Annotated in this window: 27 protein-coding genes; 18 read left to right on the forward strand and 9 right to left on the reverse strand. The window is 58.3% G+C overall.

What is annotated here, in order from left to right:
- Positions 1–266: 266 nt before the first annotated feature.
- The 11 genes from L1P08_RS05160 (at position 267) to L1P08_RS05210 (ending at position 10,443) form a co-directional block, all read left to right on the forward strand.
- The gene (locus tag L1P08_RS05160) at positions 267–632 is read left to right on the forward strand and encodes a DUF1304 domain-containing protein (RefSeq protein WP_303618931.1); all 366 of its coding nucleotides are present in this window, start codon (positions 267–269) and stop codon (positions 630–632) included.
- A 292-nt stretch (positions 633–924) separates the two neighbouring features.
- Entirely contained in the window at positions 925–2,007 is a 1,083-nt protein-coding gene (locus L1P08_RS05165; RefSeq protein ID WP_303618932.1) for an acyltransferase family protein, read from the forward strand.
- A gap of 186 nt (positions 2,008–2,193) precedes the next feature.
- Entirely contained in the window at positions 2,194–2,856 is a 663-nt protein-coding gene (gene purQ, locus L1P08_RS05170) for a phosphoribosylformylglycinamidine synthase subunit PurQ (RefSeq protein WP_303618933.1), read from the forward strand.
- Positions 2,857–2,886: 30 nt separating this feature from the next.
- Positions 2,887–3,537 (forward strand): Pr6Pr family membrane protein, encoded by a 651-nt coding sequence (locus L1P08_RS05175; RefSeq protein ID WP_303618934.1) that lies wholly within the window; start codon positions 2,887–2,889, stop codon positions 3,535–3,537.
- A complete protein-coding gene (locus L1P08_RS05180) occupies positions 3,534–4,178 on the forward strand; it encodes a Pr6Pr family membrane protein (RefSeq protein ID WP_303618935.1) in 645 nt (214 codons plus the stop codon). Before L1P08_RS05175 ends, L1P08_RS05180 begins: the two co-directional genes overlap by 4 nt.
- 1 nt (position 4,179) lies before the next feature.
- Entirely contained in the window at positions 4,180–6,408 is a 2,229-nt protein-coding gene (purL, locus tag L1P08_RS05185) for a phosphoribosylformylglycinamidine synthase subunit PurL (protein ID WP_303618936.1), read from the forward strand.
- 56 nt (positions 6,409–6,464) lie between these two features.
- Entirely contained in the window at positions 6,465–6,698 is a 234-nt protein-coding gene (locus tag L1P08_RS05190; RefSeq protein WP_303618937.1) for a BolA family protein, read from the forward strand.
- Between the two features lie 136 nt (positions 6,699–6,834).
- Positions 6,835–7,290: a hypothetical protein gene (locus L1P08_RS05195; protein WP_303618938.1), complete on the forward strand. Its 456-nt coding sequence runs from the start codon at positions 6,835–6,837 to the stop codon at positions 7,288–7,290.
- Positions 7,291–7,389: 99 nt separating this feature from the next.
- Positions 7,390–7,725 carry a Grx4 family monothiol glutaredoxin gene (grxD, locus tag L1P08_RS05200; RefSeq protein WP_303618939.1) on the forward strand — a complete coding sequence of 112 codons (336 nt, stop codon included), beginning with the start codon at positions 7,390–7,392 and terminating at the stop codon, positions 7,723–7,725.
- Positions 7,726–7,862: 137 nt separating this feature from the next.
- Positions 7,863–9,086: an MFS transporter gene (locus tag L1P08_RS05205; protein ID WP_303618940.1), complete on the forward strand. Its 1,224-nt coding sequence runs from the start codon at positions 7,863–7,865 to the stop codon at positions 9,084–9,086.
- Between the two features lie 127 nt (positions 9,087–9,213).
- Positions 9,214–10,443, forward strand: a complete 1,230-nt coding sequence (locus tag L1P08_RS05210) for a multidrug effflux MFS transporter (RefSeq protein ID WP_303618941.1) — start codon at positions 9,214–9,216, stop codon at positions 10,441–10,443.
- A gap of 57 nt (positions 10,444–10,500) precedes the next feature.
- On the opposite strand, the gene L1P08_RS05215 is transcribed toward L1P08_RS05210, so the two are convergent.
- The 4 genes from L1P08_RS05215 to rpsD form a co-directional block, all read right to left on the reverse strand.
- On the reverse strand, positions 10,501–11,322 hold the full coding sequence (locus L1P08_RS05215) for an inositol monophosphatase family protein (protein ID WP_303618942.1): 822 nt from the start codon (positions 11,320–11,322) through the stop codon (positions 10,501–10,503).
- A 33-nt stretch (positions 11,323–11,355) separates the two neighbouring features.
- On the reverse strand, positions 11,356–12,210 hold the full coding sequence (ttcA, locus tag L1P08_RS05220; protein ID WP_303618943.1) for a tRNA 2-thiocytidine(32) synthetase TtcA: 855 nt from the start codon (positions 12,208–12,210) through the stop codon (positions 11,356–11,358).
- A 129-nt stretch (positions 12,211–12,339) separates the two neighbouring features.
- On the reverse strand, positions 12,340–13,467 hold the full coding sequence (locus L1P08_RS05225) for a putative transporter (protein WP_303618944.1): 1,128 nt from the start codon (positions 13,465–13,467) through the stop codon (positions 12,340–12,342).
- A 144-nt stretch (positions 13,468–13,611) separates the two neighbouring features.
- Complete coding sequence (gene rpsD, locus L1P08_RS05230; protein ID WP_303618945.1) at positions 13,612–14,229, reverse strand: 30S ribosomal protein S4; 618 nt, start codon at positions 14,227–14,229, stop codon at positions 13,612–13,614.
- 543 nt (positions 14,230–14,772) lie between these two features.
- Here rpsD and L1P08_RS05235 point away from each other — a divergent pair.
- Complete coding sequence (locus L1P08_RS05235; RefSeq protein ID WP_303618946.1) at positions 14,773–15,000, forward strand: hypothetical protein; 228 nt, start codon at positions 14,773–14,775, stop codon at positions 14,998–15,000.
- A 37-nt stretch (positions 15,001–15,037) separates the two neighbouring features.
- On the opposite strand, the gene L1P08_RS05240 is transcribed toward L1P08_RS05235, so the two are convergent.
- The 3 genes from L1P08_RS05240 to L1P08_RS05250 all read right to left on the reverse strand — a co-directional run bounded on the left by L1P08_RS05240 (position 15,038) and on the right by L1P08_RS05250 (position 17,735).
- Complete coding sequence (locus L1P08_RS05240) at positions 15,038–16,279, reverse strand: MFS transporter (RefSeq protein ID WP_303618947.1); 1,242 nt, start codon at positions 16,277–16,279, stop codon at positions 15,038–15,040.
- Between the two features lie 107 nt (positions 16,280–16,386).
- On the reverse strand, positions 16,387–17,181 hold the full coding sequence (locus tag L1P08_RS05245) for an RNA methyltransferase (protein ID WP_303618948.1): 795 nt from the start codon (positions 17,179–17,181) through the stop codon (positions 16,387–16,389).
- Entirely contained in the window at positions 17,181–17,735 is a 555-nt protein-coding gene (locus L1P08_RS05250) for a GNAT family N-acetyltransferase (protein WP_303618949.1), read from the reverse strand. Before L1P08_RS05250 ends, L1P08_RS05245 begins: the two co-directional genes overlap by 1 nt.
- Positions 17,736–17,862: 127 nt before the next feature.
- Between L1P08_RS05250 and L1P08_RS05255 the strand changes: the two genes are divergently transcribed.
- Genes L1P08_RS05255 through L1P08_RS05265 form a run of 3 tightly spaced genes read left to right on the forward strand, consistent with a single transcriptional unit; the run spans position 17,863 to position 19,017 of the window.
- Positions 17,863–18,282 (forward strand): GFA family protein, encoded by a 420-nt coding sequence (locus L1P08_RS05255; RefSeq protein ID WP_303618950.1) that lies wholly within the window; start codon positions 17,863–17,865, stop codon positions 18,280–18,282.
- A gap of 1 nt (position 18,283) precedes the next feature.
- A complete protein-coding gene (locus tag L1P08_RS05260) occupies positions 18,284–18,682 on the forward strand; it encodes a GFA family protein (RefSeq protein WP_303618951.1) in 399 nt (132 codons plus the stop codon).
- A 2-nt stretch (positions 18,683–18,684) separates the two neighbouring features.
- Complete coding sequence (locus L1P08_RS05265) at positions 18,685–19,017, forward strand: TfoX/Sxy family protein (protein WP_303618952.1); 333 nt, start codon at positions 18,685–18,687, stop codon at positions 19,015–19,017.
- Between the two features lie 188 nt (positions 19,018–19,205).
- Here the strand turns inward: L1P08_RS05265 and fabF are convergent, their stop codons facing one another.
- Together fabF and L1P08_RS05275 are read right to left on the reverse strand one after the other, a co-directional pair.
- A complete protein-coding gene (fabF, locus tag L1P08_RS05270) occupies positions 19,206–20,486 on the reverse strand; it encodes a beta-ketoacyl-ACP synthase II (RefSeq protein WP_303618953.1) in 1,281 nt (426 codons plus the stop codon).
- A gap of 90 nt (positions 20,487–20,576) precedes the next feature.
- The gene (locus L1P08_RS05275; RefSeq protein ID WP_303618954.1) at positions 20,577–20,993 is read right to left on the reverse strand and encodes a MarR family winged helix-turn-helix transcriptional regulator; all 417 of its coding nucleotides are present in this window, start codon (positions 20,991–20,993) and stop codon (positions 20,577–20,579) included.
- A gap of 147 nt (positions 20,994–21,140) precedes the next feature.
- On the opposite strand from L1P08_RS05275, the gene L1P08_RS05280 reads away from it, so the two are divergent.
- From L1P08_RS05280 to L1P08_RS05290, 3 genes are all read left to right on the forward strand, one after another.
- Positions 21,141–22,352: an NADP-dependent isocitrate dehydrogenase gene (locus L1P08_RS05280; protein ID WP_303618955.1), complete on the forward strand. Its 1,212-nt coding sequence runs from the start codon at positions 21,141–21,143 to the stop codon at positions 22,350–22,352.
- 146 nt (positions 22,353–22,498) lie between these two features.
- Positions 22,499–23,464 (forward strand): glycerophosphodiester phosphodiesterase family protein, encoded by a 966-nt coding sequence (locus L1P08_RS05285; RefSeq protein ID WP_303618956.1) that lies wholly within the window; start codon positions 22,499–22,501, stop codon positions 23,462–23,464.
- Between the two features lie 511 nt (positions 23,465–23,975).
- On the forward strand, positions 23,976–24,896 hold the full coding sequence (locus L1P08_RS05290) for a DMT family transporter (protein ID WP_303618957.1): 921 nt from the start codon (positions 23,976–23,978) through the stop codon (positions 24,894–24,896).
- Positions 24,897–24,996 lie beyond the last annotated feature (100 nt).

The following is a 24,996-nucleotide window of genomic DNA, read 5'->3' on the forward strand; positions in this document are numbered from 1 at the left end:
TCCCATTTTATATTGAACCAATAAGCGCGCACGGCGTTCATAACGTGTGTGGAACCATTCTTGAAGTTGAGAACATGATTACAAAATTGTCCGTGTCCGCGTTGTTCATCCTTACCCTCGGTGTCATGGTTGCAGCCTACGCTTCAGTTCCCGTCTAAAAGCCTCGCGCTTCAGGCTTCTGATCTTCTCCCTACCCCATATTCCTGCCTTTTGCGGATAGCCGTTTCCGGCTAGTGTCTGCCAACTTTGATGTTGGGAGAGGCCAAATGCCGGTATGGACACAAATTGCCGTGGCGCTGATCGCTTTGGCGCATTTCTGGTTTCTCGTGCTGGAGATGTTTTTGTGGGACAAGCCGCAAGGCATGAAGACCTTCAACAACACGCCCGATTTTGCCGCCCAGACCAAAGTCATGGCGGGCAATCAGGGTTTGTATAACGGCTTTCTGGCCACCGGGCTTTTATGGGCGCTGTTTCCCATCGGCCTGCCCGGTGCCTCCCAGCCGCTCGCAACCTTCTTCCTGCTCTGTGTCATTACCGCCGGCGTTTATGGGGCTGCCACTGTCTCGCGCCGCATTTTGTGGGTTCAGGCCGTGCCCGCGTTTGTGGCACTTTTGCTGGTCTGGCTGGCATAGGACCGTAGCCGGTTACCGAGCTCGCACTACCTGTCGCTGGTGCGCATTCGGGGCGCGCGGCTGGTGGTATGTTCATTATTTTCGGCTGAATTGCCCGCTCGCTGTCTGCCAAACGGTCAGGTTTTGATTCATTAGACCCCCCTAACCCTTTGTTTTTACTCACCTCGCCCTTTTCATTAATCAAAACCGGTAAGGTAAACACGCAATTTACCGCCTGTTCACGCCGCTGTGAGCACAATTAACTACATGGAATTGCTATATTATTCGAAGGTCATTCGAAGAAAGCGGTCAAATGAACTCTCAAACACGTCTCGATTGGGTTGATGCGGCAAAGGGCATCTCCATCCTGTTGGTGGTGATGATGTATTCCGCCTATAGCGTTGGCGAGGATACGGGCGGCATTGGCTTCCTGCACAATATCATCGCTTATGCGACACCCTTCCGGATGCCGGAGTTTTTCCTGATCTCGGGCCTGTTCCTGTCACAGGTGGTTGACCGCGACTGGTCGCGTTATGCCGACCGGCGGATCGTGCATTACCTCTATTTCTACGCCGTCTGGGCGATCATCAGCATTGCGTTCAAGGTGGGGCTGGCGACGGGCAATCCGATCGCCGTGCTCACCGAAATGGCCTGGGCCATCGTGCAGCCGCATGGCGTGTTGTGGTTCATCTATGTGCTGGCGCTGGTCAGCGCTGCGGTGAAGCTGCTGCATATGTTGCGCGTGCCGCACTGGCTGGCGTTTGCGGGCGCTGCGGCGCTCCAGATCGCGCCGATCTCAACCGGCGCTTATGCCATTGATCAGTTCGCGTCATTCTTTGTGTTCTTTTACACCGGCTATGCGCTGGCCCCGATCATCTTCAGAATTGTGGGACATGCGCAGGCACGGCCATTGCTGGCGGTGGCAGCACTTGGCGTCTGGGCGGCTCTTAACGGCTTTCTGGTGTTCTCGCCCGATTATCTGTTCCTGCCGGATCATTTTGAAATGGGCTATGCGGCCCTGCCCGGCCTCAATCTCATACTGGCGATTGCCGGTTCGCTGGCGCTTTGCACGATTGCGGCGTTGCTGACCCGGTTGCCCTTCATGGCCTGGCTGAGCTGGTTCGGCAAACAATCGCTGGTGGTTTATCTCGCCTTTGCCTTGCCCATGTCGATCCTGCGCACCATTCTGGTCAAACTCGATCTGATTACCGACACCAATCTGTTGAGTCTCGTTGTCTTCGGCTTTGCGACCATCGCGCCGCTGGTGCTGCTGGCGCTGGTGACGTGGACGGGCTGGGGCAAGTTCCTGTTCGAGCGGCCCGCATGGGCACATATTCCGGGCACGCCGGGCAGTCTGCACCCGCGGATTCGCCCAAAAAGCGTGCCGGCGGAATAGGCATTCGGCACGGGAAATTGAGCCGGCGCGGGCCAAAACGGGTCACGCACCGGCTTTTATGCAGGATGGACAGGCAAAACTTGGCTGATATGTGGGTTTGCCTCTTGCCTTTTGCCTTCAGAATTCCGACAAGAGCGACGCAATATCCCGAACATTGAGGGACGGGGTCGACCCGTTATTTACCCGATGAAATCAGCCGTCATCGCGTTTCCCGGCTCCAATCGCGACCGCGATATGATTGCCGCAATTACCGATATTTCCGGAGAAGCCCCGGCGCTTGTCTGGCACAAGGATACCGATGTGCCCGATGTCGATCTGATCGTTATTCCGGGCGGGTTCTCTTATGGCGATTATCTGCGCGCCGGTGCCATCGCCGCCCGTTCGCCGATTATGCAGACCATCAGCGAGCGTGCCGCCAAGGGCGTCAAAATCCTTGGTGTCTGCAACGGTTTCCAGATTCTGGTTGAAGCCGGACTTTTGCCGGGCGTTTTGATGCGCAATGCCTCGCTGCGCTTTGTGTGCCGCGAAGTGAAGCTTGAGGTGAGCAATAACCAGACGGTTTTCACCAGTGCTTATGCCCAGGGCCAGATCGTTCGTTGCCCGGTGGCCCATCATGACGGCAATTATTTTGCCGATGCGGACACCATCAAGGCGCTGGAAGACAATAACCGGGTTGCCTTCCGCTATGCAGAGGGCACCAACCCGAATGGCTCAATCAACGATATTGCCGGGATCGTCAATGAAGCGGGCAATGTGCTGGGCATGATGCCGCATCCCGAAGACCTGATTGAGGCCGCGCATGGCGGCATTGACGGACGAGGATTGTTTGATTCTGTTCTTGCTGCCTGACGCCTGAAACGCCGCCGTGGGGAGGCCACCATGAACACACGCAAACTCGTCGCACTGATCGGTTTTTGTTTGGGGTCGGCTACGATGATCGCGCAGCTGCTTCTGACCGTTTCCATTCGTCTTGATGAAGGCGACACGCTGTTTCTGGCGGTGGTGCATTATCTCAGCTTCCTCACCTATCTTGCCAATATCGGCGTTGTGCTGGTCTATGCAGGGGAAATATTCTCCTGGCGGCCGCTCAAATGGTTCACGCGCGTGCAGGTGCAGGCCTCTGCGCTGGCGACCATTATGCTGGTTGCCCTTTTCTACCACTTCATTCTCAAGGCAACGCTGGAGCCGCCGGTGGGTATCGATGTCTATCTCGACCCGCTCAAGCATTATGTGTTGCCGGCCCTTTATGTGATCTGGTGGGTCTTGTGGCCTGCGGGGGGCAAATTGCGCCTTGCAGACCTGCCACTGCTTGCCATACCCGGCGTTGTTTACCCCGCCTTTGTCTTTTTGCGCGGGGCGCTGGTGAATGACTATCCCTATTCTGTGATTGATGTGCGCCCGGCTGGCTATGGCCCGGCCCTCACCTATGCGGCGGCTGTTGTGGTGGGGTTCACCCTGCTTTGCCTCCTGATCATCATCATTGATCGCCTGATCGCCCGGATCAAACCTGCCGGTGTACCCGCGCAATGATCTTCAATCGCCTGCTTGCACTTGCTGGTGTCCTCATCGGCCTTGCCGCCCTGGCATTGCAGTTTTCCCTGACGATTCCGGCATCGCTGGCCGCCGGGCGCAATATCGTCATGTCGGTTGTGTTCTATTTCAGCTTTTTCACCATTCTGACCAATATCGCCCTGGTGCTGGTCTATGCGGCAAGCCTTTCGGGTGGCCGCTGGTTTTCCAGGCTCGACACACCTTTGGCGCGGGCCAGCGCGGCGGCGGCAATTGCGTTGGTGAGCGGCTTTTATCATCTGTTTCTCGCAGCCCTTTGGCGGCCTGAGGGGCTGTTTCTTGTGTGCGACGTCGCACTGCACTACATAACCCCTGCAATCTATCTTATCTGGTTCGTTGTTTATGGCCGTAGCGGCACATTGCGACTGGCCAATATTCCCGCCATGCTGGCGGCACCCCTGCTCTATCTCGTCTATGTGATGATCCGTGGTGCCCTGATTGGCGAATACCCCTATCCCGTGCTCGATGCGGGCGAACTGGGTTACCTGAGAGTGGGCATCAATGCTGTTGCCCTGTTTCTTACCCTGACGGCGCTCAGTGCCATGGCTATTGGCATTGATCGCTTCAAACCCCGGCCTAAATCCAGCGCCGAAGCGAAGTGACATGATCCCGAACGAACCGCAAATCACCCCCGACCTGATCGCCAATCACGGTTTGAAGCCGGACGAGTATCAAAAGATACTCGACCTGATCGGGCGCGAGCCGAGCTTTACTGAACTCGGCATTTTTTCGGCCATGTGGAATGAGCATTGTTCCTATAAAAGCTCGAAGAAATGGCTCAAAACCCTGCCGACAACTGGACCAAGGGTGATTCAGGGACCGGGGGAAAATGCTGGTGTCGTTGATATCGGCGACGGGCAGGCCGTGGTTTTCAAGATGGAGAGCCATAACCACCCCTCATTCATCGAACCCTATCAGGGTGCGGCGACCGGGGTCGGCGGCATTCTGCGCGACGTGTTCACCATGGGCGCGCGCCCCGTGGCGGCGATGAACGCGCTGCGCTTTGGTGCCCCCGAGCACGAAAAGACCCGCCATCTTGTCTCCGGCGTTGTGGCCGGCGTGGGCGGTTACGGCAATTCGTTTGGCGTGCCGACCGTGGGCGGCGAAGTGGAATTTGACGCGCGCTATAACGGCAATATTCTGGTCAATGCGTTTGCGGCGGGCCTTGCCGATGCCGACAAGATTTTTTACTCCGAAGCCAAGGGCGTTGGCCTGCCGGTTGTCTATCTCGGTGCCAAGACCGGGCGCGACGGTGTGGGCGGCGCGACCATGGCATCGGCAGAATTCGGCGATGATATTGATGAGAAGCGCCCCACAGTGCAGGTTGGTGATCCGTTCACCGAAAAGCGCCTGCTTGATGCTTGTCTCGAACTGATGCAGACCGGCGCGGTGATTGCCATTCAGGATATGGGGGCTGCGGGCCTCACCTGTTCAGCCGTTGAAATGGGTGCCAAGGGCGGGCTTGGGGTTGAACTCAATCTCGATCTGGTGCCGGTGCGCGAAGACAATATGACCGCCTATGAGATGATGCTCTCGGAAAGCCAGGAGCGCATGCTCATGGTCTTGCATCCCGAAAAAGAAGCTGCGGCCCGCGCCGTTTTTGAAAAGTGGGAACTCGATTTTGCCACCGTTGGCAAAACCACCGATGACCGGCGCTTCCGCGTGCTATGGCAGGGCACGGAAGTTGCCAATCTGCCGATCATGGAACTGGGCGATGAAGCGCCGGAATATGATCGTCCCTGGGTTGAGCCGAAACCAAACCCGGCGCTTGGCGAAGCTCTGCCCAATGTCGATATTGCCGATGCATTGCTGCAACTGGTCGGCTCGCCGGCCCTCTCCTCACGCCGCTGGGTGTGGGAGCAATATGACACGCTGATCCAGGGCAATTCGCTGCAATTGCCGGGCGGCGATGCCGGGGTGATCCGTGTTGAAGGCCACCCGACCAAAGCTTTGGCCTTTTCCTCTGACGTGACGCCGCGCTATTGCGAGGCCGACCCTTATGAGGGCGGCAAGCAGGCCGTGGCCGAATGCTGGCGCAATATCACGGCGACTGGCGCCGAGCCCCTCGCCTCAACCGACAATCTCAATTTCGGCAATCCCGAAAAGCCTGAAATCATGGGCCAGCTGGTTTTTGCCATCAAGGGCATTGGCGAGGCCTGCACGGCGCTTGGCTTCCCCATCGTTTCGGGCAATGTCTCGCTTTACAATGAAACCAATGGTGTTGGCATTCTGCCCACCCCGACCATGGCCGGTGTCGGCCTGATCGAGGATTGGGGCAAGATGGCCCGCGTCGGTTTTGCGGCCGAAGGTGAAGCCATTCTGCTGATCGGTGCGCCCGAGAGCTGGGGCAGCCATCTGGGCCAGTCGGTGTTTTTGCGCGATATCCATGACCGTCGCGACGGACCGCCGCCGCCGGTGGATCTGGTCGCCGAAAAGAAGAATGGCGATTTTGTGCGCGGCCTGATCCGTTCAGGCATCGCCACCGCCGTGCATGACTGCTCTGATGGCGGTCTCGGTGTCGCTGTGGCCGAAATGAGCATGGCATCGGGCATTGGCGCGACCATTTCGCCAAACAATATCGGCAGCGATGCTGCCACCTTCTTTGGCGAAGATCAGGGCCGCTATGTTCTCAGCGTCAAGCGCGACGACATGCCGGGCGTGATCGACAAGGCCAGCGCGGCCGGGGTGAGTGCTGTGTGGATCGGCTCGACAGGCGGCAGCGAGTTGAAGCTTGGCGATGCACGTGCCATATCTGTTTCAAACCTCAAGTCAGCGCATGAGAGCTGGTTCCCCGATTATATGCGCGGTGAATTTGCAGCGGCCGCTGAATAGGAAGAAATGACCTGCCCCGCCGGCACTCCCGGCGCGGGCCTTCAGGAGAATTTAAAATGGCTATGGATGCCGCTGAAATCGAACATCTGATCAAGGCTGCATTGCCCGACGCGACGGTCGAAATCCGTGACTTGGCGGGGGATGGCGACCATTACGCGGCGACTGTTGTTTCCGCGGCTTTCAAGGGCAAATCCCGTGTGCAGCAGCACCAGATGGTGTATGCAGCCCTCAAAGGCAATATGGGCGGTGTGTTGCATGCCCTGGCGCTGCAAACCAGCGCGCCGGACTGACCGAGGGCACCGCTCTTTCACCTACCGATATTCTGTGAGGTACCCGCGCAAATTGCGCGGGTATTCTTTTTTAACTCATAAGTCTGATGTTTTGATATAAGTTGCATGGCTTATCCGAAAAACTCGTGCGTATTGCATGCAAGACATGCACTTTGCCGAGACGGATATGCTAATGATGCAAGCGCGCAATGCGAAAGTCTGGCCTTGTGAACGATTTGGCGGGAATCAAATCCTCACAAAAATACAGTGCCTGACCGACGCAGGGAGGAACCAGTTTGGCCGTCCGGGGGTATATGTGGATGTAGAGAAGGAGCTTACGCTCGCGCTCCTGAAGATGGCAGACCGCATCGCGGCTGAATCCAAAGGTGCGTATTACCCTGTCGAGTTCCGAAATGCCGTGGAAACGCAAGGGGGGCTTGCTGTCGCCAAAGAGCGGATTAATCAGCCTATTTCAGAGGGGTTTATGCGGCTGGTCAAGCTGCAGCGCGTCGACCTTAGCCTGGAAGCAGTAATCCTCTCCTCTCCACAATTCCACGCGCTGTTCACGCCGGCGGAACTGGCGATTTGCCGATACAGGACAACAAAACTCTAGCGCGTTCGGGCCCCTCCCCTCGACATCCAGCAAACGATAACCTATCTATCTGGAAACTGTTCCCTGGTCCTTTGAACCAGGGCAAATCGAGGTATTCCCATGAGCGACATCAACGCCTTCATCGACAATTCGGTCAAGTCCAACGACGTATTCCTGTTCATGAAGGGCACACCGGATTTTCCGCAATGCGGCTTTTCCGGTCAGGTTGTGCAGATCCTGAACTATATCGGCGTCGAATATTCCTCCGCCAATGTGCTTGAGAGCGACGAATTGCGTGACGGGATCAAGACCTTCACCAACTGGCCGACCATCCCGCAGCTTTATGTGAAGGGCGAATTTGTCGGCGGCGCGGACATCGTCAAGGAAATGTTCCAGGCCGGCGAGTTGCAGAGCCTCCTGAGTGAAAAGGGCATTGCTGTCAAAAGCGACGCCTGAGCCTGCCCCCTGCTTACATCCGCGAAACGCATCAACACTAGAACATCACTAGTGTTGATGGCAGCGATCAGTTCTATTTAATTGCGTGATCGCGCTGACCGGTCATAACATGACGCCTTCCCTGTGAAGGACAAGTCATGATCGCCGTTGATTCTCTTTCCCGCCGTGTTCCGTTGTGGCTGATTATCGGCGCTGGCTGCATTATCGCCATGACCACCTTTGGCATCCGGTCGACAATGGGCCTGTTCACCCTGCCCATTACCGAGGACATGGGCTGGTCACGCGAAAGCTATGGTATCGCCATGGCGGTGCAGAACCTTGTCTGGGGGTTTGCCCAGCCGATTGCCGGCGGTCTGGCAGACAAATACGGCACCACGCGCATCCTCATTCTTGGTACGCTTATATATCTCGCAGGGCTTGCGGGCATGGCCTTCTCCCCGTCCGAGGGCACCTTTTTTCTTACCGCCGGGCTGATGATGGGAACCGGCATCGGCACCGCGTCCTTTGGCATTGTCATGGCCGCGTTTGGCCGTGCCGTGCCGCCTGAAAAGCGCAGCGTTGTCTATGGCATTGCCACCGCCGCCTCTTCATTCGGCCAGTTCCTGTTCGCGCCGCTCGGCCAGGCTTTCATCTCCAGTTTTGGCTGGCAGATGGCATTGCTCTATCTCGCCGCGATCGTTTTGATTGTCATTCCCCTGGCGGTGCCGCTGATGGGCAAATCCTCCGGTGTCGATCAGGGGCGTGCTGACCTGCCCTTTCGCGAAGCGCTATCCCGGGCGTGGGCGCATGGCTCCTACAAGCTTCTGGTGATCGGCTTTTTTGTGTGCGGCTTTCATCTCGCCTTCGTCACGGTGCACATGCCGGCCTATCTTGTGCAATGCGGGCTCAGCCCTGCAGTTGGCAGCTGGGCGATTGCCATTATCGGCCTGTTCAATGTGGTGGGCTCGCTGATGGCCGGCTGGCTGGGCGGGCTGTTGCCAAAGCGCTATCTGCTCTCTTCTATCTATCTGACGCGGGCTGTTGCCACCGCCGTCTTCCTCATCATCCCCGTGTCCGAGGTGACCGCCTATATTTACGCTGCGACCCTTGGCATGGTTTGGCTCGCCACCGTGCCGTTGACCGCGGGGCTGGTTACCCAGTTTTTCGGGCCGCGCTATCTGGGCATGCTCTATGGCGTGGCCTTTCTGTCGCATCAGGTGGGGTCATTTTTTGGGATATGGATGGGGGGCTGGGTCTATGACGCTACCGGTTCCTATAGTCTTGTTTGGTATCTCGGCATTCTGCTCGGCCTTGCCTCTGCGGCGATCCATCTGCCGATAAGAGAACGGGACGCGGCAAGCTTTGCGGCGGTTCCCGTTTAGCCGGCAGGTTTCAGCGCAAAACAACATCCAACGCTTCCATCGCCCCAAGGGTTGCAATGCATTTTGGGGCGGTTCAATGTGTTCATTCAAGACGGGTATCACCCGTGCGTCTTTGAGAGATTCATTCATGTCCACTTCACTAGCCGGGGCGCGGGATATTTCCCGGGTCGAATTCATTGCCCTCATTGCAGGGCTGATGGCGCTCAATGCGCTCGCCATCGATGTCATGCTGCCCGCCCTGCCCTATATGGGCGAAGCGCTGGGCGTCTCCAGCGAAAATGAACGGCAATTCGTTCTGTCCGCGTATATGCTTGGCTTTGGCCTGGCCCAGCTTGCCTATGGCCCGCTTTCGGACCGGTTTGGCCGGCGTGCGCCGCTCATTATCGGGCTGACAATTTATGTGGCGGCGGCGTTCGCTGCGATCTTTGCGCCCAATTTCGGCGTTCTTCTTGCGTTGCGCTTCGTTCAGGGGCTTGGTGCCGCCGGGACACGGGTCATTGCAACGTCAGCCGTGCGCGACCGGTTTGGTGGCCGTGACATGGCTGAAGTGATGGCGCTTGTGTTCATGGTGTTCATGGTCATTCCCGTCATTGCACCGGGCATTGGGCAGGTCCTGCTGTTGACCGGGCCTTGGCAGCTGATTTTCCTGTTCATGAGCGGGCTTGCCGCGATCTTCAGCGTCTGGGTCTATTTCCGTTTGCCCGAGACGCTGCCGGTGGCCATGCGCCGCAAACTCGAAATCCGCGTAATCCTTGAAGGGTTCCGGCTTGTTGTCACCAATCGCGTTGCGTTCAGCTATGGGCTTGCGGGCATGTTTGTGTTCGGGGCGCTGTTCGGCTTCATCAATACCTCCCAGCAGATCTATGTCGACATCTACGGTCTTGGCACCTGGTTCCCGCTCGCTTTCGCTCTGATGGCGGGGCTGATGGCGATTTCATCCTATGTGAACTCACGGATGGTGCGCCGTTTCGGCATGCGGCGATTATCGCATTTTGCCATTCTGGTCTTCACAGCCGACAGTGGCCTGTTGCTGTTGCTCAGCCTTTTGGGACCGGTGCCGTTGCCGGTATTCTTCATCATGCTGGCCATTGCCATGCTGATGTTCGGCTGGGCTGCCTCGAACATGAACTCGCTGTCGATGGAGCCGCTTGGCGCGGTCGCTGGCACTGCCGCTTCCGTGTTTGGCTTTATCCAGACGGTGGGCGGCGCCCTGCTGGGTACGCTGATCGGCCAGTTTTTCAATGGCACGATTACGCCCACGGTGTTGGGTTATTTCGCCATGGGCTGTCTGGCGTTGATCTGCATTCTGATTGCAGAGAAGGGCAAATTGTTTGGTGTCAGCGCAGAATATCGCTGACATACCAAAGCCCTGAAAAAGCCCGGCCCGTTCAAACGGTGCCGGGCTTTTTTTATCCTAGATCGTGAAAACTTCGCGGCTCAACATGTCCCAGCTGTCCCTGTCCGGGGCGACCAGCAAGCCGCCCGAGGTGTGCTCAGGCAGATAAGCGGAGCCATCCAGCCGGGCCACGTGTGCGCCAGCTTCCTGCATGATCAGCGCCCCTGCCAGATGGTCCCAGGGCATTAGTTTGTTGAACATCAGATAATGAATATGGCCGGCGGATGCGATGCGGTATTCATGTGCCGCACAGCGGTAGCTTGCCAGCATGCGCACCTTGGCCAGATTGCCCAGAACCGCACGGCGCATTACCGGCTCCATAAAGCCGGTTGAGGCCATGCCGGCCATCTGGTCCAGCGGGACAGCGCTTGCAGCCTTGAGCCGCTGCACGTCGCCATCCGGGCGGCGGGTGAAGGCCCCGGCACCGCGTTCGGCAATCACCCAGTCATCGGCCATCGGGTCATAGATAATACCGGCAACGGTTTCGCCCTTGACGACAAGCGCGGCCATGACGCCGAAAAGCGGCGTGCCGGCGGCGTAATTGAATGTCCCGTCAATCGGATCGACGATAATGGCAATATCAGCATCCTTGATCGTATCCAGCAGGCCGGGGTCGGCAGCAACGGATTCCTCGCCGATGAACTGCGCCTCAGGGGCCAGCTTTTCCAGATCAGCCTTGATCATCCGCTCTGCGGCTTCGTCGGCTTCGGTCACCAGGTCAATGGCGTCGGTTTTGATGCGAATGTCGCCCTTCCCCAAACGGCGAAAGCGCGGCATGATTTCGGCCTTCGCTGCGGCGCGCAATATTTCGGCCAGCGCCATGATGTCCAGAGCAGGCATGGTGATCTCTCCAATCAGATTTAAAAACCGGGGTTAGTCGGCCGGTTGATTCAGGCCGGCAAAATCAAAAAGTTTGGGATCAAGCAAATGGCTGGGGCGCACATTGCCAAGGGCCCGGATCATCACATCCTTTCGGCCCGGCATTTGCTGTTCAAACCCGTCCAGCATTGCCTTCATGGCGTTGCGCTGCAACCCATCCTGACTGCCGCACAGATCGCACGGGATGATGGGAAACTGCATGGCTTCGGCGAATTTGGCCAGATCCGGTTCGGCGCAATAAATCAGCGGGCGCAGCACTTCCACGTCCCCCTCATCATTGAGCAGGCGCGGCGGCATGGCCGCCAGTTTGCCGCCGTGAAAGAAGTTCATGAAAAAGGTTTCAAGGCTGTCTTCACGGTGATGGCCCAGCACCAGCGCCGAACACCCCTCTTCCCGCGCAATGCGATATAGATGGCCACGCCGCAGACGCGAGCAGAGCGAACAATAGGTCGCGCCCTCGGGCAGCTTGTCTGTGACAATCGAATAGGTGTCCTGATATTCGATGCGGTGGGCAATGCCATGCTTGTCGAGAAAGTCGGGCAGAATGTGCTTTGGGAAATTCGGCTGTCCCTGATCGAGATTGCAGGCCAGCAGCTCGACCGGCAAAAGCCCACGCCATTTCAGATCAAGCAGCAGCGCCAACAGGCCATAGCTGTCCTTGCCGCCCGAAATCGCCACCAGCCAGCGCTCGCCGGGGCGGACCATGGCGAACTTCTCAATCGCCTCGCGCATGTTGCGGATCAGGCGTTTGCGCAGTTTGTTGAACTCGACACCGGCCGGTGCTGTGCGAAACAACACATGGCAGCTGTCTTCGTTTTCAGCAGATTCGCGCTCGATTTGATCCAGCATGTCGACGTGCTCCAACCTTAGGGTTGTGCGGGTGATAGCGCGGTGCGCATAGAAGGGAAAGCCCCGGCCCGCAATTCTTGATGGACCGAAAAGGGGTGGCCAAGCCACCCCATGATATTTCGGTTCCCCTTACTGGCCAGGGACAGGATCCGGCCCCACCTCGAAATCGCCAACATCCTTGCCGCTGTCGAACTTGTCGAGGTTCAGTTCGAATTCGTGCAGACGCTTCCAGATCGAGCGCAGTTCGGTCAACACGGTCCAGTTATCCAAGACGATGCGGAATGAGCCATCCACGCGGTCAAAGGCGGACGAGACCTGCTGGAACAGACCGAAGGTGACCAGACCGGTGAACATGCCCGGCCCCATCATCAACAATGGGGTCAAAAGGGTCAGCTGATTGTAGAGATTGATCCACAAATCGAAATAACCATAGTGCAGATATAGCCGGAAGTAGTTGCGCCGGATGCCGGTGAACAGGCCAAACAGTGTTTCTGTATGGGCGTAGTTGACCTTGTCATCCTCGCCATAGACGAGTTCCTTGCGGAAGGCGGCTTCCACTTTCTGATTGTTGTATTCAAGGCCGGGCAGAAAATAGCCAACGAACCATGAAACGATCATGCCACCAACCGAGATTGCCAGCGCAGCCCAGACCAGAGAACCGGGAATGTCGCGAATGACTGGCAAATCAACGCTTGAGCTGAGGCTCCACAGCAAAGGCAGAAATGCAATCAGCGTCATGAGTGCACGGAAAGCCTGCAAACCGAGCGTTTCAATGATACGCGCAAACCGATTTGCGTCTTCCTGAATACGCTGGGACGCGCCCTCGATTTCTTCTTCCACATGGCGCCAGCGCGGAATGTAATCCTCGGTGATGGCCTGCCGCCAGCGGAACCCGTAGTGGCGGGTCACAAAATTGGTGACGGTGATGATGAACACATAGGGCACCGCGATCCAGAGAAAAGTCCGCGGCATCGGCAAGGTCAGGAACCCCAGAAAGGTGTAGTCCTGGGTTGCAGGCACAAAGATGAACCACCAGAATTCCTCAACTGTGCGCAGCTGATCGGGCGGTATCGTCTGTCCGGCGGCGAGATTGGTCGCCTGGGTCGTTGCTGTCTGGATGAGATCGTAGAATTCGCGGTACCAGCCGGTGATAATCACCGTCAGCTGCACCTGAAGGTAGATTGAAACAAAGATCATCGCCCCAACGCCATAGGCCCAAAAGGCCCATCTACGGTTTGCGAAAAAAGCTCTGAGCATAGTTGTCTCCAAACATTACCGTCTTAAAACATCTTCACCAATCCGTCACAAAACACAACGGGTTACACGTGCTGTAAAGCCAATCAGCCAAATAAAAAGGCCGCCCGAAGGCGGCCTTGATAAATTCTGCACACGTCGATGTGACTAGCGCGAATAGAATTCGATCACGAGGTTCGGTTCCATCTGTACCGGATAAGGCACATCGGCAAGAACCGGGACACGCACATATTTGGCGGTCAGCTTGGTGTGATCAACATCGATATAGTCAGGAGTATCGCGCTCGGCCAGCTGGGTGGCTTCGAGAACAACAGCAAGCTGCTTGGACTTTTCCTTGACCTCAACAACGTCACCCACCTTGACGGTGTAGGACGGAATGTTGACGCGCTTGCCGTTGACGGTCACGTGGCCGTGGCTGACAAACTGGCGGGCCGCGAAAACCGTCGCCACAAACTTGGCGCGGTAAACGATGGCATCGAGACGGCTCTCGAGCAGACCAATGAGAATTTCACCGGTATCACCCTTCTGACGGGTGGCTTCACCGTAAAGACGGCGGAAGCTCTTCTCGGTGATGGAGCCGTAATAGCCCTTCAGCTTCTGCTTGGCGCGGAGCTGCAGACCGAAATCCGACAGCTTGCCCTTGCGGCGCTGACCGTGCTGGCCGGGGCCATAGGCACGTGCGTTGAGCGGGCTCTTGGGACGACCCCAGATATTTTCGCCCAAACGGCGATCAATTTTATGCTTTTGCGTATGGCGCTTCGACATCGCGTGTCCTTTCATGACAGCCGAAAGAAAACCGCGCCCTCCTCTGCTCTCCGTTTTCGAGAGCTGACAGATCTCCAGTACTTAGGAAACCCCGGGTGCGCCTAAAAAGCCGAAAGGCTCGATAGGTGGGCGGTTTCTATGGGGCTGCCCGGTAAAAGTCAAGCCGCGCGGCACCCGAAAGCGCCGCATCGCCGCTTAATCCATGCATAGTTTAGCAAGTTTGAAGGTAATGGGGCGATATCGCGCGGATAATTCGGGCAATTTTAGCTATATCTTGACGCCAAAGCACCCGAAATCCGGCCTACGCCTTGATTTAGATGCAATAAAGTTAGATAATACGAAACATACGTTTTTTGCCTTTATTGGCAGTCTGATCGTTTGGCGCGCGGAGAGTGCGACGCCACCCTTGATTTTGCAAACGTTTCGCTCCGCAGCGTCTGGCGCAAGCGGAAAGCCGGTTCGCGCATATTGGCGCCGGACCGCACCCTATTAATGGCGGAAAGCCGCCGCCCCGTGCGGCTGCCGTACAGGAAGGAAGACCGAATGATTAGTGCAACACGCCTGCGTGCTGAAAGCCGCTTTGCGGAAATCGAACGCCGTCAGCAAAAAGCCCTCAGCGAGCAGGAAGAACAAGCCCTTGCCATCGCCGAGAACACGGCCCGCCTGAAGGCGCTGCGGCTCGAGCGCGAAGCCAGCGACCGGGTGAAAGACCTGATGAAGAAAAGCACGGCAGCGGCCAAGAAGAAGAAACCGGCCCGCGCCTCTTCATAAGAATATTCAAGCGGCTGGACCCTGTCCGGCCGCTTTTTTATACCATACGCCGGTCTATGCCCCGCGCCTTGCGCAATCCGGGGAACATCTGGCTCCACACCCCCGCAATTACCATTGTCCCCACACCGCCAAGTGCTACGGCCCAGACCGTGCCGATCCAGGCGGCGGCAACGCCTGCGCGGAATTCACCCAGTTCGTTGGAGGCACCGACAAATACCGAATTGACCGCGCTCACGCGGCCACGCACCTCGTCGGGGGTCCAGAGTTGCAGCAATGTCTCGCGCAAGACGACGCTGACCATGTCGCAGGCACCCATGAGCATCAGCGCCGGAATGGCAATCCAGGCGACCGTGGAGAAGCCAAAGATCACGGTGAAAAAGCCGAACGCGCCGACAAACCCAAACAGGATGATGCCCGCATGATCGCGGATCGGGAACCGGGTGAGAAAGATCGCGATGGCAATCGCCCCGATGCCCGGCGCGGCGCGCAAGAGTCCGAGACCCCATGGCCCGACATCTAGAATGTCGCGGGCATAGACCGGCAGCAGGGCCACAGCGCCGCCCATCAGCACGGCAAACAGATCAAGCGAGATGGCGCCGAGCACCACTTTTTCTTTCCAGATATAGCGAAAGCCCGCCAGCAGCGTGTCCGCGTCTGTTGCATGATAGTCGGTGCGGTGCGGCGGCTTGGGGATCATGATCACCAGACAGGCAGCCGTAAGGGCAAGGGCTGCTGCCGTGCCATAGGCCAATGATCCGGAAACCCCATAAAGCAGGCCACCGGCAACCGGCCCCACAATGCTGGACAATTGCCAGGCCGAGCTGTTGACCGCCACCGCATTGGAGAGCGCCACCGGGGGCACCAGATTGGGGGCCAGTGACGCAGAGGCCGGCCCCATGAAGGCCCGCGCCGTGCCCAGCACGACCAGAACGACATAGATCATCCAGATGTCGTGGCCGTGCGCGGTGGCAAAAAGGAAAAGGGCCGAGGCACAGCCCACCTCCACCATCAGGCAGACGGCCATGATGATGCGGCGGGGGAACCTGTCTGCGGCCAGCCCGGTGACCAGCACGAGAAAGAGCGCGGGCAGAAACTGGGCCAGCCCCACATAACCCAAAAACAGCGGATTGCGTGTCAGGTCGTAAATCTGCCAGCTGACCGAAACGGACATGATCTGCACGGCAAAGCTGGCCGCCATGATGGCGAGCCAGAAAAGCCGGAACCGGATATAGCTGAAGGCCTTTGCGCTTGGCTCGGGCGTTTCGGAGAGCGTGTTCATGACAAAATCACATCTGTCATGCTGCACGGCGTGCGTCAAAGCTAAAACGCAGCCGAACCGGGCGGCGGTCAGTTATCCGCCAAAATCACACGGCTTAGCAGCAGCGGCTACTTTTTCTCAGGCTTCTGGCGGGTTGGGTTGGGCCGTTCATGGCGGCGGTCCAGCGAGGCGAAAACGCCGCGCAGGGTGCGCACTTCCTGGCTGGTGAAATCTCCCCGGCTCAGCATGGTGCGCAGATTGGCCACGACGGTTGGACGCTTGGCCGCCGTCTTGAAAAAGCCGGAGCGGTCGAGCGCTTCTTCAAGATGCTCGAACATGCCAACCAGTTCTTCCTTGCTGGCGGGCGGGTCCATCTGGGCTGGAAACTGCAGTGCACCGCGGCCACTGGCCCGCCGCCATTCATAGGCCAGCACCAGAACGGCCTGGGCGATGTTGAGCGAGGCAAAAGCGGCCTCAACCGGCAGGGTGACGATGGCGTCGGACAAGGCCACCTCATCATTGTTCAGCCCCCACCGCTCGCGGCCGAACAGCAGCCCGGCCTTGGCCCCGCCTTCAATATGGGTCGCGAGCCTGTTTGACGCCTCATCGGGCCCGAGCACCGGTTTGGCGAGATCGCGCGAGCGGGCGGTGGTGGCATAAACCAGTGACAGGTCGGCAATCGCATCTTCCAGCCGGTCAAACACCTTTACCCGTTCGATGACATGGTTGGCGCGCGCGGCGGTGGACATGGCCGAGGGATTAGGCCAGCCGTCGCGCGGGGCGACCAGACGCATGTCCCACAGGCCGAAATTGGCCATGGCGCGCGCCGCCGCACCGATATTCTCGCCCAGTTGCGGCTCACAAAGAATAATGGCTGGCGATGGTGCATAGACCAGTTCGCGGGAAGAATCGGTTCCGGCCATTATTGCGCCCCCTGCCCTTTACGCTGCCGCCACTCATCTTCGAGCATGGCATAATAGAATTCCTCGTCCCATTCGCCCTTGAACAGTGCGTGTTCGCGGAAATGGGCCTCACGGCGGAAACCCAGCCGCTCAAGCAGCCGCCAGGATGGTGTGTTGCGGGCGTCGCAGCGCCCGTAAATGCGGTGCAGGCCAGCATGGGAGAACCCGATATCAACCAGCGCTGCCACCGCTTCGCTGGCATAGCCCTTGCCGGTCGCATCCGGATTGAAGGAATAGCCGATTTCGCCCTGGCGCGCTGCGCGATCCTTGAAGGAGAGCACGACGTCGCCGATCAGGCGTCCGGTTTCGGCCAGCACCACGCCCAGCACGATATTTTCATTCGCGGCCCATTCTGCGATCTTTTCCGCCAGCTCTTTTTTGCTGCGCGGTGACCAGAACTGGTATCGCGTTACGGATTCAAGGCTGTGATAGGCGTGCAGCGCATCCACATCGCCGGGCCCAAGGGGCCGCAATTGCAAACGTGCGGTGGCAATGGGATAGGTCAGGTCTGACAAGGGCGTTCACCGGTTTCCAAGGCGCACAGCACTAAAGCGCCCCGGCTTTACAATCAAGGCTTGGTGATGGCTACGGGTTCTGCTTGCCCCGCCAGTTGCGCCGTGGCAGCGTTGCCGGATGAACGAAATGCGCAAAAACCCGCTGGACCTTTCCACCCATTGTGCCTGTGGCGCGGTGGCGGTGCGGTTTGCCGGGGTACCGCTGACCATGATGCTGTGCACCTGCAAGGATTGCCAGAAAGCCACCGGCACCGGGCATTCGGCGCTGGCACTGGTGCGCGCGGCGGATTTGCAAATCTCAGGCGAGACCCGCAGCTTTTCCGTTACGGCCAATTCTGGCCATAGCGTTGCCCGGCATTTCTGCCCGCATTGCGGTACGCCGATAATGGGGCAACCGGGGCAATATCCCGATTTGCGTCTCATGCCGGCCGGGTTGTTTGACGAGGGCGACTGGTTTTCGCCCAAAACGGTGATTTTTCACCGCTCCCATCATGACTGGGATGTCCTGCCCGATATCCCGGCCTTCAACACCTATAAAGAGAACTGACATGACACTTACCGGACAATGCCATTGCGGCGCTGTACATTTTTCTGTCGAAGGCGAGCCTGTGCGCATGGCGCAGTGCCATTGCAACACCTGCCGCCGCCTCACGGGGACGGGGCATAATGTGCAGGCATTTTTCAAAAAAGATCAGGTCGAGATCACCGGCGAAACGCGCTCATATCAAAACGAAACGGATATGGGCAATCAGCGCACGACGCAGTTTTGTGCCGCTTGCGGTTCGCGGCTGTTCAGCGAGAATTCGCGCAATCCGACGGTTATCGGCATTGCTGCCGGAGCGTTTGACACCTCTGAATGGTTCAAGCCGCAGGTCATTCTCTATAATGCGGAACGCCCGATCTGGGATGTGATCGACCCCACCATCGAATTGCATGAAATGATGTGATCATGAGCGACATGGAAGACGGCACCGAGCGTTTGCGCGGGTTTTTGAACGATGACCCGAACATTTCGGAGAAGAAAATGTTCGGCGGTGTCGCCTTCATGCTCAATGGCAATATGTTGTGCGGCTATACCAGCAAGGGCCAGCTGATGGTGCGGGTTGGCAAAGAGCTGGAGGCAGAAGCGCGGCTTTTGCCCGGCGCGCGGGATATGGATTTTACCGGCAGGAAAATGGGCGGCATGCTGTTTGTCGACAACGACGCTCTCGAGAGCGATGCGGTGTTGCTGCAATGGATTGCCATTGCCACACGCTTTGTCGGCAGCCTGCCGCCGAAATAGTTTCCGGTCCACACCCCCTCGCCCTTCGACAAGCTCAGGGTGAGGGAAACGGTGCTTGCCGCCCCACAATGTCATTCCCGTGAAAACGGGAATCCAGCGGCGGGCAGTCCTGCCCGCAAGAAGGTTTCTTCGCACCGCCAACGCGGCGCACTGGATCCCCGCCTGCGCGGGGATGACGATGTGCGGCTCTACTCAGCCTTCGAGAAGATCAGCGAGGCGTTGACGCCGCCGAAGCCGAAGGCGTTTGAGAGGACGTGGCGGAGCGGTTTCTTTTTCGCCACTTTCGGCACCAGATCGAACTGGTCGGCCGCCGCATCCGGGTTTTCCAGATTAAGGGTCGCGGGGACCATGCCGTCCATCAGCGCCTTGACCGAGAATGCGGCTTCAAGCGCACCGGCGGCACCCAGCAGATGGCCGGTCGCTGACTTGGTGGCCGAGACCATCAAATCCTTGCCACGCCCGGCAAATGTGCCTGCAATCGCTGCGATTTCGGCCGAATCGCCGACCGATGTGGAGGTGGAATGGGCGTTGACATAATCGATGGCTGCCGGTTCCAGTTCGGCCATTTTCAATGCGTTGCGCATGGCCTTCTGGGCGCCCAGCCCTTCGGGATGACCGGCGGTCAGGTGATAGGCATCGGCGGAGGTGCCATAGCCGGAGAGGATGGCCAGTGGCGTGGCGCCGCGGGCTTTGGCGTGGCTGAGTTTTTCAATTACCAGAATGGCCGCGCCTTCGGACAGGACAAACCCGGCCCGGTCCGCATCGAAGGGGCGCGAGGCCTGTTCGGGCGTGTCGTTAAAACTGGTGCACAGCGCGCGGGAGGCGGAGAAACCGCCGACGGACAGGGGATCGACAGACCCTTCCGCCCCGCCGCAAACCACGACTTCCGCCTCCCCGGTATGGATCAGCCGCAGGCCGTCGCCAATGGCCTGGGCCGAGGCGGCGCAGGCGGTGACCGGCGCGCCGATGGGGCCGGTAAAGCCATAGCGGATTGAAACCCAGCCCGCCGCGAGGTTGGCCAAAAAGGCCGGAACGGTGAAGGGCGACAGGCGGCGCGGGCCTTTTTCTGCAATGGTGACAGCGGTTTGCGCCATGATGGGGGACCCGCCGACACCTGTGGCGATGATGGTGGCGGTCGCGGCGCGGTCTTCTTCGCTTTCGGGCATCCAGTTGGCCTGTTTCAGGGCTTCCTCGGTTGCGGCGAGCCCATATTGAATGAACAGGTCCATCTTCTTGATGTCCTTGGCGTCGATGAAGTCTAGCGGGTCGAAGCCATTGGAATCAGTATCTTTTCGCGGCACAAGCCCGGCAATGGTGCAGGCGAAATCACTGGTGTCGAAACGGTCATTGCGCACAATGCCGCTCTTGCCGGCCAGCAGGCGCTGCCAGATTGTGTCCATGCCCACGCCGAGCGGGCTGACGGCGCCCATGCCGGTGACGACAACCGGATCATTATTTTGTGTGGTCATTCTCTTTCCTCTCCTCACAAAAGTGAGTTTTTGTTGCCGTTAATCTCAGTGCAGTTTCAGCCTTTTTGTAAGGCTTGCTCATGTCTTGATTCAGCCCTTTGTCAGGGCGCGTAAGGCTTGCAAAATCTGGTCGGGGTCATGCCCATCCAGCAGCGCGCGGATTTCGGCCTGGGACTGGTGCCAGCGCGGGATCAACTCATCGAGCAGCGCATCGCCCGAGGCGGTAAGATCGTAATGGCGGATATTGCCTTTTTCGGGCCGGCTGGCGCTGACCAGATCGCGGCGGGCCAGCACATCGAGATTGCGCAACAGCGTGGTGCGGTCCATGGCGATGTGGGCGGCCATGCCGTTGACCGACACATTTTGCGAATTGCGCACCGTCATGAGCACGGTGAACTGGATGACCGAGACGCCATAAGGCTTGAGCACCTTGTCATAACGCCGCGCAAGCGCGCGGGAGGCCATGACGGTGTTGAGAACCAGACAATCGGCAAAAGCTTTGCACATGCGGCAATAGTATAGTGTAGCTACACGGTGTCAAGCGACCAGGTTACACCAGAAGCTTGGCGGTTTTGGCCAAGGGTGCTATAGGGGCGCCAGCCCTCGGTCCGGGTGTGCCGGGCCTTAATTTAACTGCGCATCGCGGAGCTTTTCATGAGCAGAATTAAAGTCGCAAATCCGGTCGTCGAACTCGACGGCGACGAGATGACCCGGATCATCTGGCAGGCTATCAAAGACAAGCTGATCAACCCCTATATCGACGTTGATCTTGAATATTACGATCTCGGCATCGAATCACGCGATGCGACCGATGACCAGATCACCGTCGATGCCGCCAATGCGATCAAGAAGCATGGCGTTGGCGTTAAATGCGCCACCATTACCCCGGATGAAGCCCGGGTTGAGGAATTCGGCCTGAAGCGCATGTACCGCTCACCCAATGGCACGATCCGCAATATTCTCGGCGGCGTTATTTTCCGCGAGCCGATCATCTGCAAGAACGTGCCGCGGCTTGTGCCGGGCTGGACCCAGCCGATCATCGTTGGCCGTCACGCCTATGGCGACCAGTATCGCGCCACCGATTTCCGCTTCCCCGGCAAGGGCAAGCTGAGCATCAAGTTTGTGGGTGATGACGGGCAGGAAATCGAACATGAAGTGTTTGATGCCCCCTCCTCCGGCGTGGCCATGGCCATGTACAATCTCGACGATTCAATCCGCGATTTTGCCCGTGCCTCGCTCAACTATGCGCTGATGCGCAAGGTGCCGTGCTACCTCTCGACCAAGAACACCATCCTCAAGGCCTATGACGGCCGCTTCAAGGACCTGTTCCAGGAAGTGTTCGAGGCGGAATTTGCCGATGCCTATAAAGAAGCCAAGATCTGGTATGAGCACCGCCTGATTGACGACATGGTGGCAGCCGCCCTCAAATGGTCCGGCGGCTATGTCTGGGCCTGCAAGAACTATGATGGCGACGTTCAGTCCGACATCGTGGCACAGGGCTTTGGTTCGCTTGGCCTGATGACCTCCGTGCTGATGACGCCCGATGGCAATACGGTTGAAGCGGAAGCCGCCCACGGCACCGTGACCCGTCACTATCGCCAGCATCAGGAAGGCAAGGAAACCTCGACCAATTCCACCGCCTCGATCTTTGCCTGGACCCGTGGCCTCGCCCACCGTGCCAAGCTGGACGACAATGCGGAACTGGCCAAGTTCTCCACCACGCTGGAACAGGTTGTCATCGACACCATCCAGTCCGGCGGCATGACCAAGGATCTGGCGCTGCTGGTTGGCCCGGATCAGGAATGGCTCTCCACCATCGGCTTCCTCGATGCGATCGACGCCAACCTGCAAAAGGCAATGGCATAAGCCTTAGCCCATAGCGAATATGACCAAGCGGCGCTTCCGAAAGGGAGCGCCGTTTTTTTTGACGTTATCGCCTCCTGCTTCTGCCGCGCCAGAATTTGGACATAGTCGCTCAGCATTTGTTGCACTGGGCGAACGAGGACGCGCGTATGTGGAAGAAGCTGTTGGGCGTGGCAGCCGTCATTGTTGCGGCAATCTATCTATGGAATGCGACGTGGCTGGCCCCGGTGCCCGACGAGGCCCGGACATTGTTGCTGGCGCATCGTGGCGTGCACCAGACCTATGATTCAGCCGGCCTTGAGAACGACACCTGCACGGCTGAGCGCATTTATGAGCCTACTCATGGCTATATAGAAAACACCATTCCCGCCATTGAGGCCGCGTTTGCTGCCGGGGCTGCGGTGGTGGAACTGGATGTGCACCCCACAACCGATGGGCAGTTTGCCGTGATGCATGACTGGACGCTTGATTGCCGGACGGAGGGCCGTGGCGAAACACGCAGCCATGACATGGCCTATCTGAAGACCCTTGATGTCGGCTATGGCTATACGGCGGACAATGGGGCCAGCTATCCGCTGCGGGGCACAGGCATTGGCATGATACCCAGTTTTGCCGAGGTGATGGAAGCGTTTCCCGATGGCGCGTTTCTGGTGAACTTCAAAAGCCGGGAGGCACGCGAAGGCGATATGCTTGCCGAAATGCTTGATGCAAACCCGGACTGGCAGGCACGCATCTGGGGTGTTTATGGCGGTGATGAACCGACACACCGCGCCAAGGCGCTTGTGCCGGGCCTGCGTGGTTATGGCAAAAAGGACGTGGTGAACTGTCTGCTGCAATATGAAGGGCTGGGCTGGACCGGCTTTGTGCCCGAGGCCTGCCGCAATACGCTGGTGCCGGTGCCGATCAATTTCGCGGGTTTTCTATGGGGTTGGCCGAACCGTTTTCTGGCGCGCATGCGGGATGCGGGCAGCACTGTTATTCTGCTGGGCCCGGCCAATCTCGGGCAATTGGGATCGACGGGTATTGATTCTGTTGAGGCGCTGGCCGGCATACCCGAGGGATTTGACGGCTATGTCTGGACCAACCGGATTGAAGCAATCGGCACCGCGCGCTGACAGCCAGGTCCGTCCCGCTTTTGCTGAAAACGCTCTTCGTCATCGCGAGGCGCGCAGCGCCGTGGCGATTTAGAGTAACGAGTATGGTGTTTGGCCGCTCTGGATTGCCGCGCGCCTTTGGCGCTCGCAATGACGGCGGAGAGATTGGCAACGGGATTTTCGTGCGGTGGCTGCGTCTTCCCCTTGGGGCGAGATGAAACAAGTCCACTCATCTCCCGCTCATCGTCATCCCCGCGCAGGCGGGGATCCAGTGCACTGCGTCGGCGGTGCGAAGGAGCCTTCTCGCGGGCAGGACTGCCCGCTGCTGGATTCCCGCCTGCGCGGGAATGACACTGTGGCCCCAAACCCCCATAGTGAGCCTGTCGAACCACGAGGGTTGAGCACCGAGTGTGCAGCCCATCCTTCGACGGGCTCAGGATGAGGTTCGCGGCACTCATTGTTTCTTATCAACTCTATGGCAGACTTTCTGTCTATGTGAGTTGGGTTTGGCTTCTTTTCCGGAATATTTTCTATGCCTATCGGGATTTTGTATGCGTTGGCGGCTTATGCTTCTTACGCGTTTGGCGATGCCATTATCAAAGGTTTCGGCACGTCATTATCAGCGTTCGAGATCATTTTCTGGGTCACGGCCTTTTCCTTCATTCCGGTGGCGCTGACCAAGCCGAAAACGGAACGGCTGCGCGAGGTTTTTGCGACAACGCGTCCGCGCATCCTGCATATCCGTGGCGCGCTTAGCCTGATCGCCTCGCTTTGCGTCATCTATGCGTTCACGCATATTCCGCTGGCGGAGACCTATGCGATCGTGTTTTTGACGCCAACCTTCATCACTGTTCTGGCGGTGTTGTTTCTCAAGGAAGAGATGACCACAAGGCGCTGGTTATCGCTGATCCTGGGGTTTGGCGGCGTCATGCTGGTTGTGCGCCCGGGCTTTCGTGAGCTGGAACCGGGCCATCTGGCCGCTTTTGGCTGCGCCTTTTTTGCCTCGGTCGCCGCTGTCATTCTGCGCATGATATCGCGAACCGAGAAGCGCATTACGATTGTGGGCTTTTCGGTTGCCTATGCGCTGGTGTTTGCGGGTTGTGTGATCGTAATTTCCCCCGACATGGGCCTGCCCACGCTCAGGCAGCTGGGCGCGCTGGCGGCCACCGGCACACTGGCGGGACTGGGGCATATCCTGATTATTTCAGCTGCCAAGGCGGCACCGGCCAATATGGTGGCGCAAACCCAGTACAGCCAGATTGTCTGGGCGATTATTCTGGGGGCTTTTTTCTATCAGGAAGTGCCTGATGCGCTCGGCCTGGTCGGCCTTGGCATTGTGGTGCTGGCGGGCTTTGTGAATTTCACCCCGGAACGGGCGCGTACATGGTTTGGCGCCCATGTGGTGGCCATCCGCAAACGGCGCAATGCCGCTGCGGGTGAGAAGCAAGGCTAGCGGCTGCGATGTTGGGCGCGGCTGGATTCCCGTTTTCACGGGAATGACGCTGTGGGTGTCGGACGTTCCCAAACCCTCATCCTGAGCTTGTCGAAGGACG

Origin of the sequence: Mariluticola halotolerans, assembly GCF_021611515.1 — a bacterium.
GTDB classification, from domain to species: Bacteria; Pseudomonadota; Alphaproteobacteria; order Rhizobiales; family Devosiaceae; genus Mariluticola; species Mariluticola halotolerans.

Excerpts from the sequence above, each read along its gene's own strand:
- L1P08_RS05165 (WP_303618932.1), top strand. The coding sequence starts at position 925 with ATGAACTCTCAAACACGTCTCGATTGGGTTGATGCGGCAAAGGGCATC.
- L1P08_RS05190 (WP_303618937.1), top strand. The coding sequence starts at position 6,465 with ATGGCTATGGATGCCGCTGAAATCGAACATCTGATCAAGGCTGCATTG.
- L1P08_RS05280 (WP_303618955.1), top strand. The coding sequence starts at position 21,141 with ATGAGCAGAATTAAAGTCGCAAATCCGGTCGTCGAACTCGACGGCGAC.
- ttcA (WP_303618943.1), bottom strand. The coding sequence starts at position 12,210 with ATGCTGGATCAAATCGAGCGCGAATCTGCTGAAAACGAAGACAGCTGC.
- L1P08_RS05235 (WP_303618946.1), top strand. The coding sequence starts at position 14,773 with ATGATTAGTGCAACACGCCTGCGTGCTGAAAGCCGCTTTGCGGAAATC.
- rpsD (WP_303618945.1), bottom strand. The coding sequence starts at position 14,229 with ATGTCGAAGCGCCATACGCAAAAGCATAAAATTGATCGCCGTTTGGGC.
- grxD (WP_303618939.1), top strand. The coding sequence starts at position 7,390 with ATGAGCGACATCAACGCCTTCATCGACAATTCGGTCAAGTCCAACGAC.
- L1P08_RS05290 (WP_303618957.1), top strand. The coding sequence starts at position 23,976 with ATGCCTATCGGGATTTTGTATGCGTTGGCGGCTTATGCTTCTTACGCG.
- L1P08_RS05240 (WP_303618947.1), bottom strand. The coding sequence starts at position 16,279 with ATGAACACGCTCTCCGAAACGCCCGAGCCAAGCGCAAAGGCCTTCAGC.
- L1P08_RS05225 (WP_303618944.1), bottom strand. The coding sequence starts at position 13,467 with ATGCTCAGAGCTTTTTTCGCAAACCGTAGATGGGCCTTTTGGGCCTAT.
- L1P08_RS05210 (WP_303618941.1), top strand. The coding sequence starts at position 9,214 with ATGTCCACTTCACTAGCCGGGGCGCGGGATATTTCCCGGGTCGAATTC.
- L1P08_RS05275 (WP_303618954.1), bottom strand. The coding sequence starts at position 20,993 with ATGTGCAAAGCTTTTGCCGATTGTCTGGTTCTCAACACCGTCATGGCC.
- L1P08_RS05195 (WP_303618938.1), top strand. The coding sequence starts at position 6,835 with ATGCAAGACATGCACTTTGCCGAGACGGATATGCTAATGATGCAAGCG.
- L1P08_RS05160 (WP_303618931.1), top strand. The coding sequence starts at position 267 with ATGCCGGTATGGACACAAATTGCCGTGGCGCTGATCGCTTTGGCGCAT.
- purL (WP_303618936.1), top strand. The coding sequence starts at position 4,180 with ATGATCCCGAACGAACCGCAAATCACCCCCGACCTGATCGCCAATCAC.
- L1P08_RS05215 (WP_303618942.1), bottom strand. The coding sequence starts at position 11,322 with ATGCCTGCTCTGGACATCATGGCGCTGGCCGAAATATTGCGCGCCGCA.
- L1P08_RS05245 (WP_303618948.1), bottom strand. The coding sequence starts at position 17,181 with ATGGCCGGAACCGATTCTTCCCGCGAACTGGTCTATGCACCATCGCCA.
- L1P08_RS05175 (WP_303618934.1), top strand. The coding sequence starts at position 2,887 with ATGAACACACGCAAACTCGTCGCACTGATCGGTTTTTGTTTGGGGTCG.
- L1P08_RS05205 (WP_303618940.1), top strand. The coding sequence starts at position 7,863 with ATGATCGCCGTTGATTCTCTTTCCCGCCGTGTTCCGTTGTGGCTGATT.
- L1P08_RS05265 (WP_303618952.1), top strand. The coding sequence starts at position 18,685 with ATGAGCGACATGGAAGACGGCACCGAGCGTTTGCGCGGGTTTTTGAAC.
- L1P08_RS05180 (WP_303618935.1), top strand. The coding sequence starts at position 3,534 with ATGATCTTCAATCGCCTGCTTGCACTTGCTGGTGTCCTCATCGGCCTT.
- purQ (WP_303618933.1), top strand. The coding sequence starts at position 2,194 with ATGAAATCAGCCGTCATCGCGTTTCCCGGCTCCAATCGCGACCGCGAT.
- L1P08_RS05285 (WP_303618956.1), top strand. The coding sequence starts at position 22,499 with ATGTGGAAGAAGCTGTTGGGCGTGGCAGCCGTCATTGTTGCGGCAATC.
- fabF (WP_303618953.1), bottom strand. The coding sequence starts at position 20,486 with ATGACCACACAAAATAATGATCCGGTTGTCGTCACCGGCATGGGCGCC.
- L1P08_RS05260 (WP_303618951.1), top strand. The coding sequence starts at position 18,284 with ATGACACTTACCGGACAATGCCATTGCGGCGCTGTACATTTTTCTGTC.
- L1P08_RS05255 (WP_303618950.1), top strand. The coding sequence starts at position 17,863 with ATGCGCAAAAACCCGCTGGACCTTTCCACCCATTGTGCCTGTGGCGCG.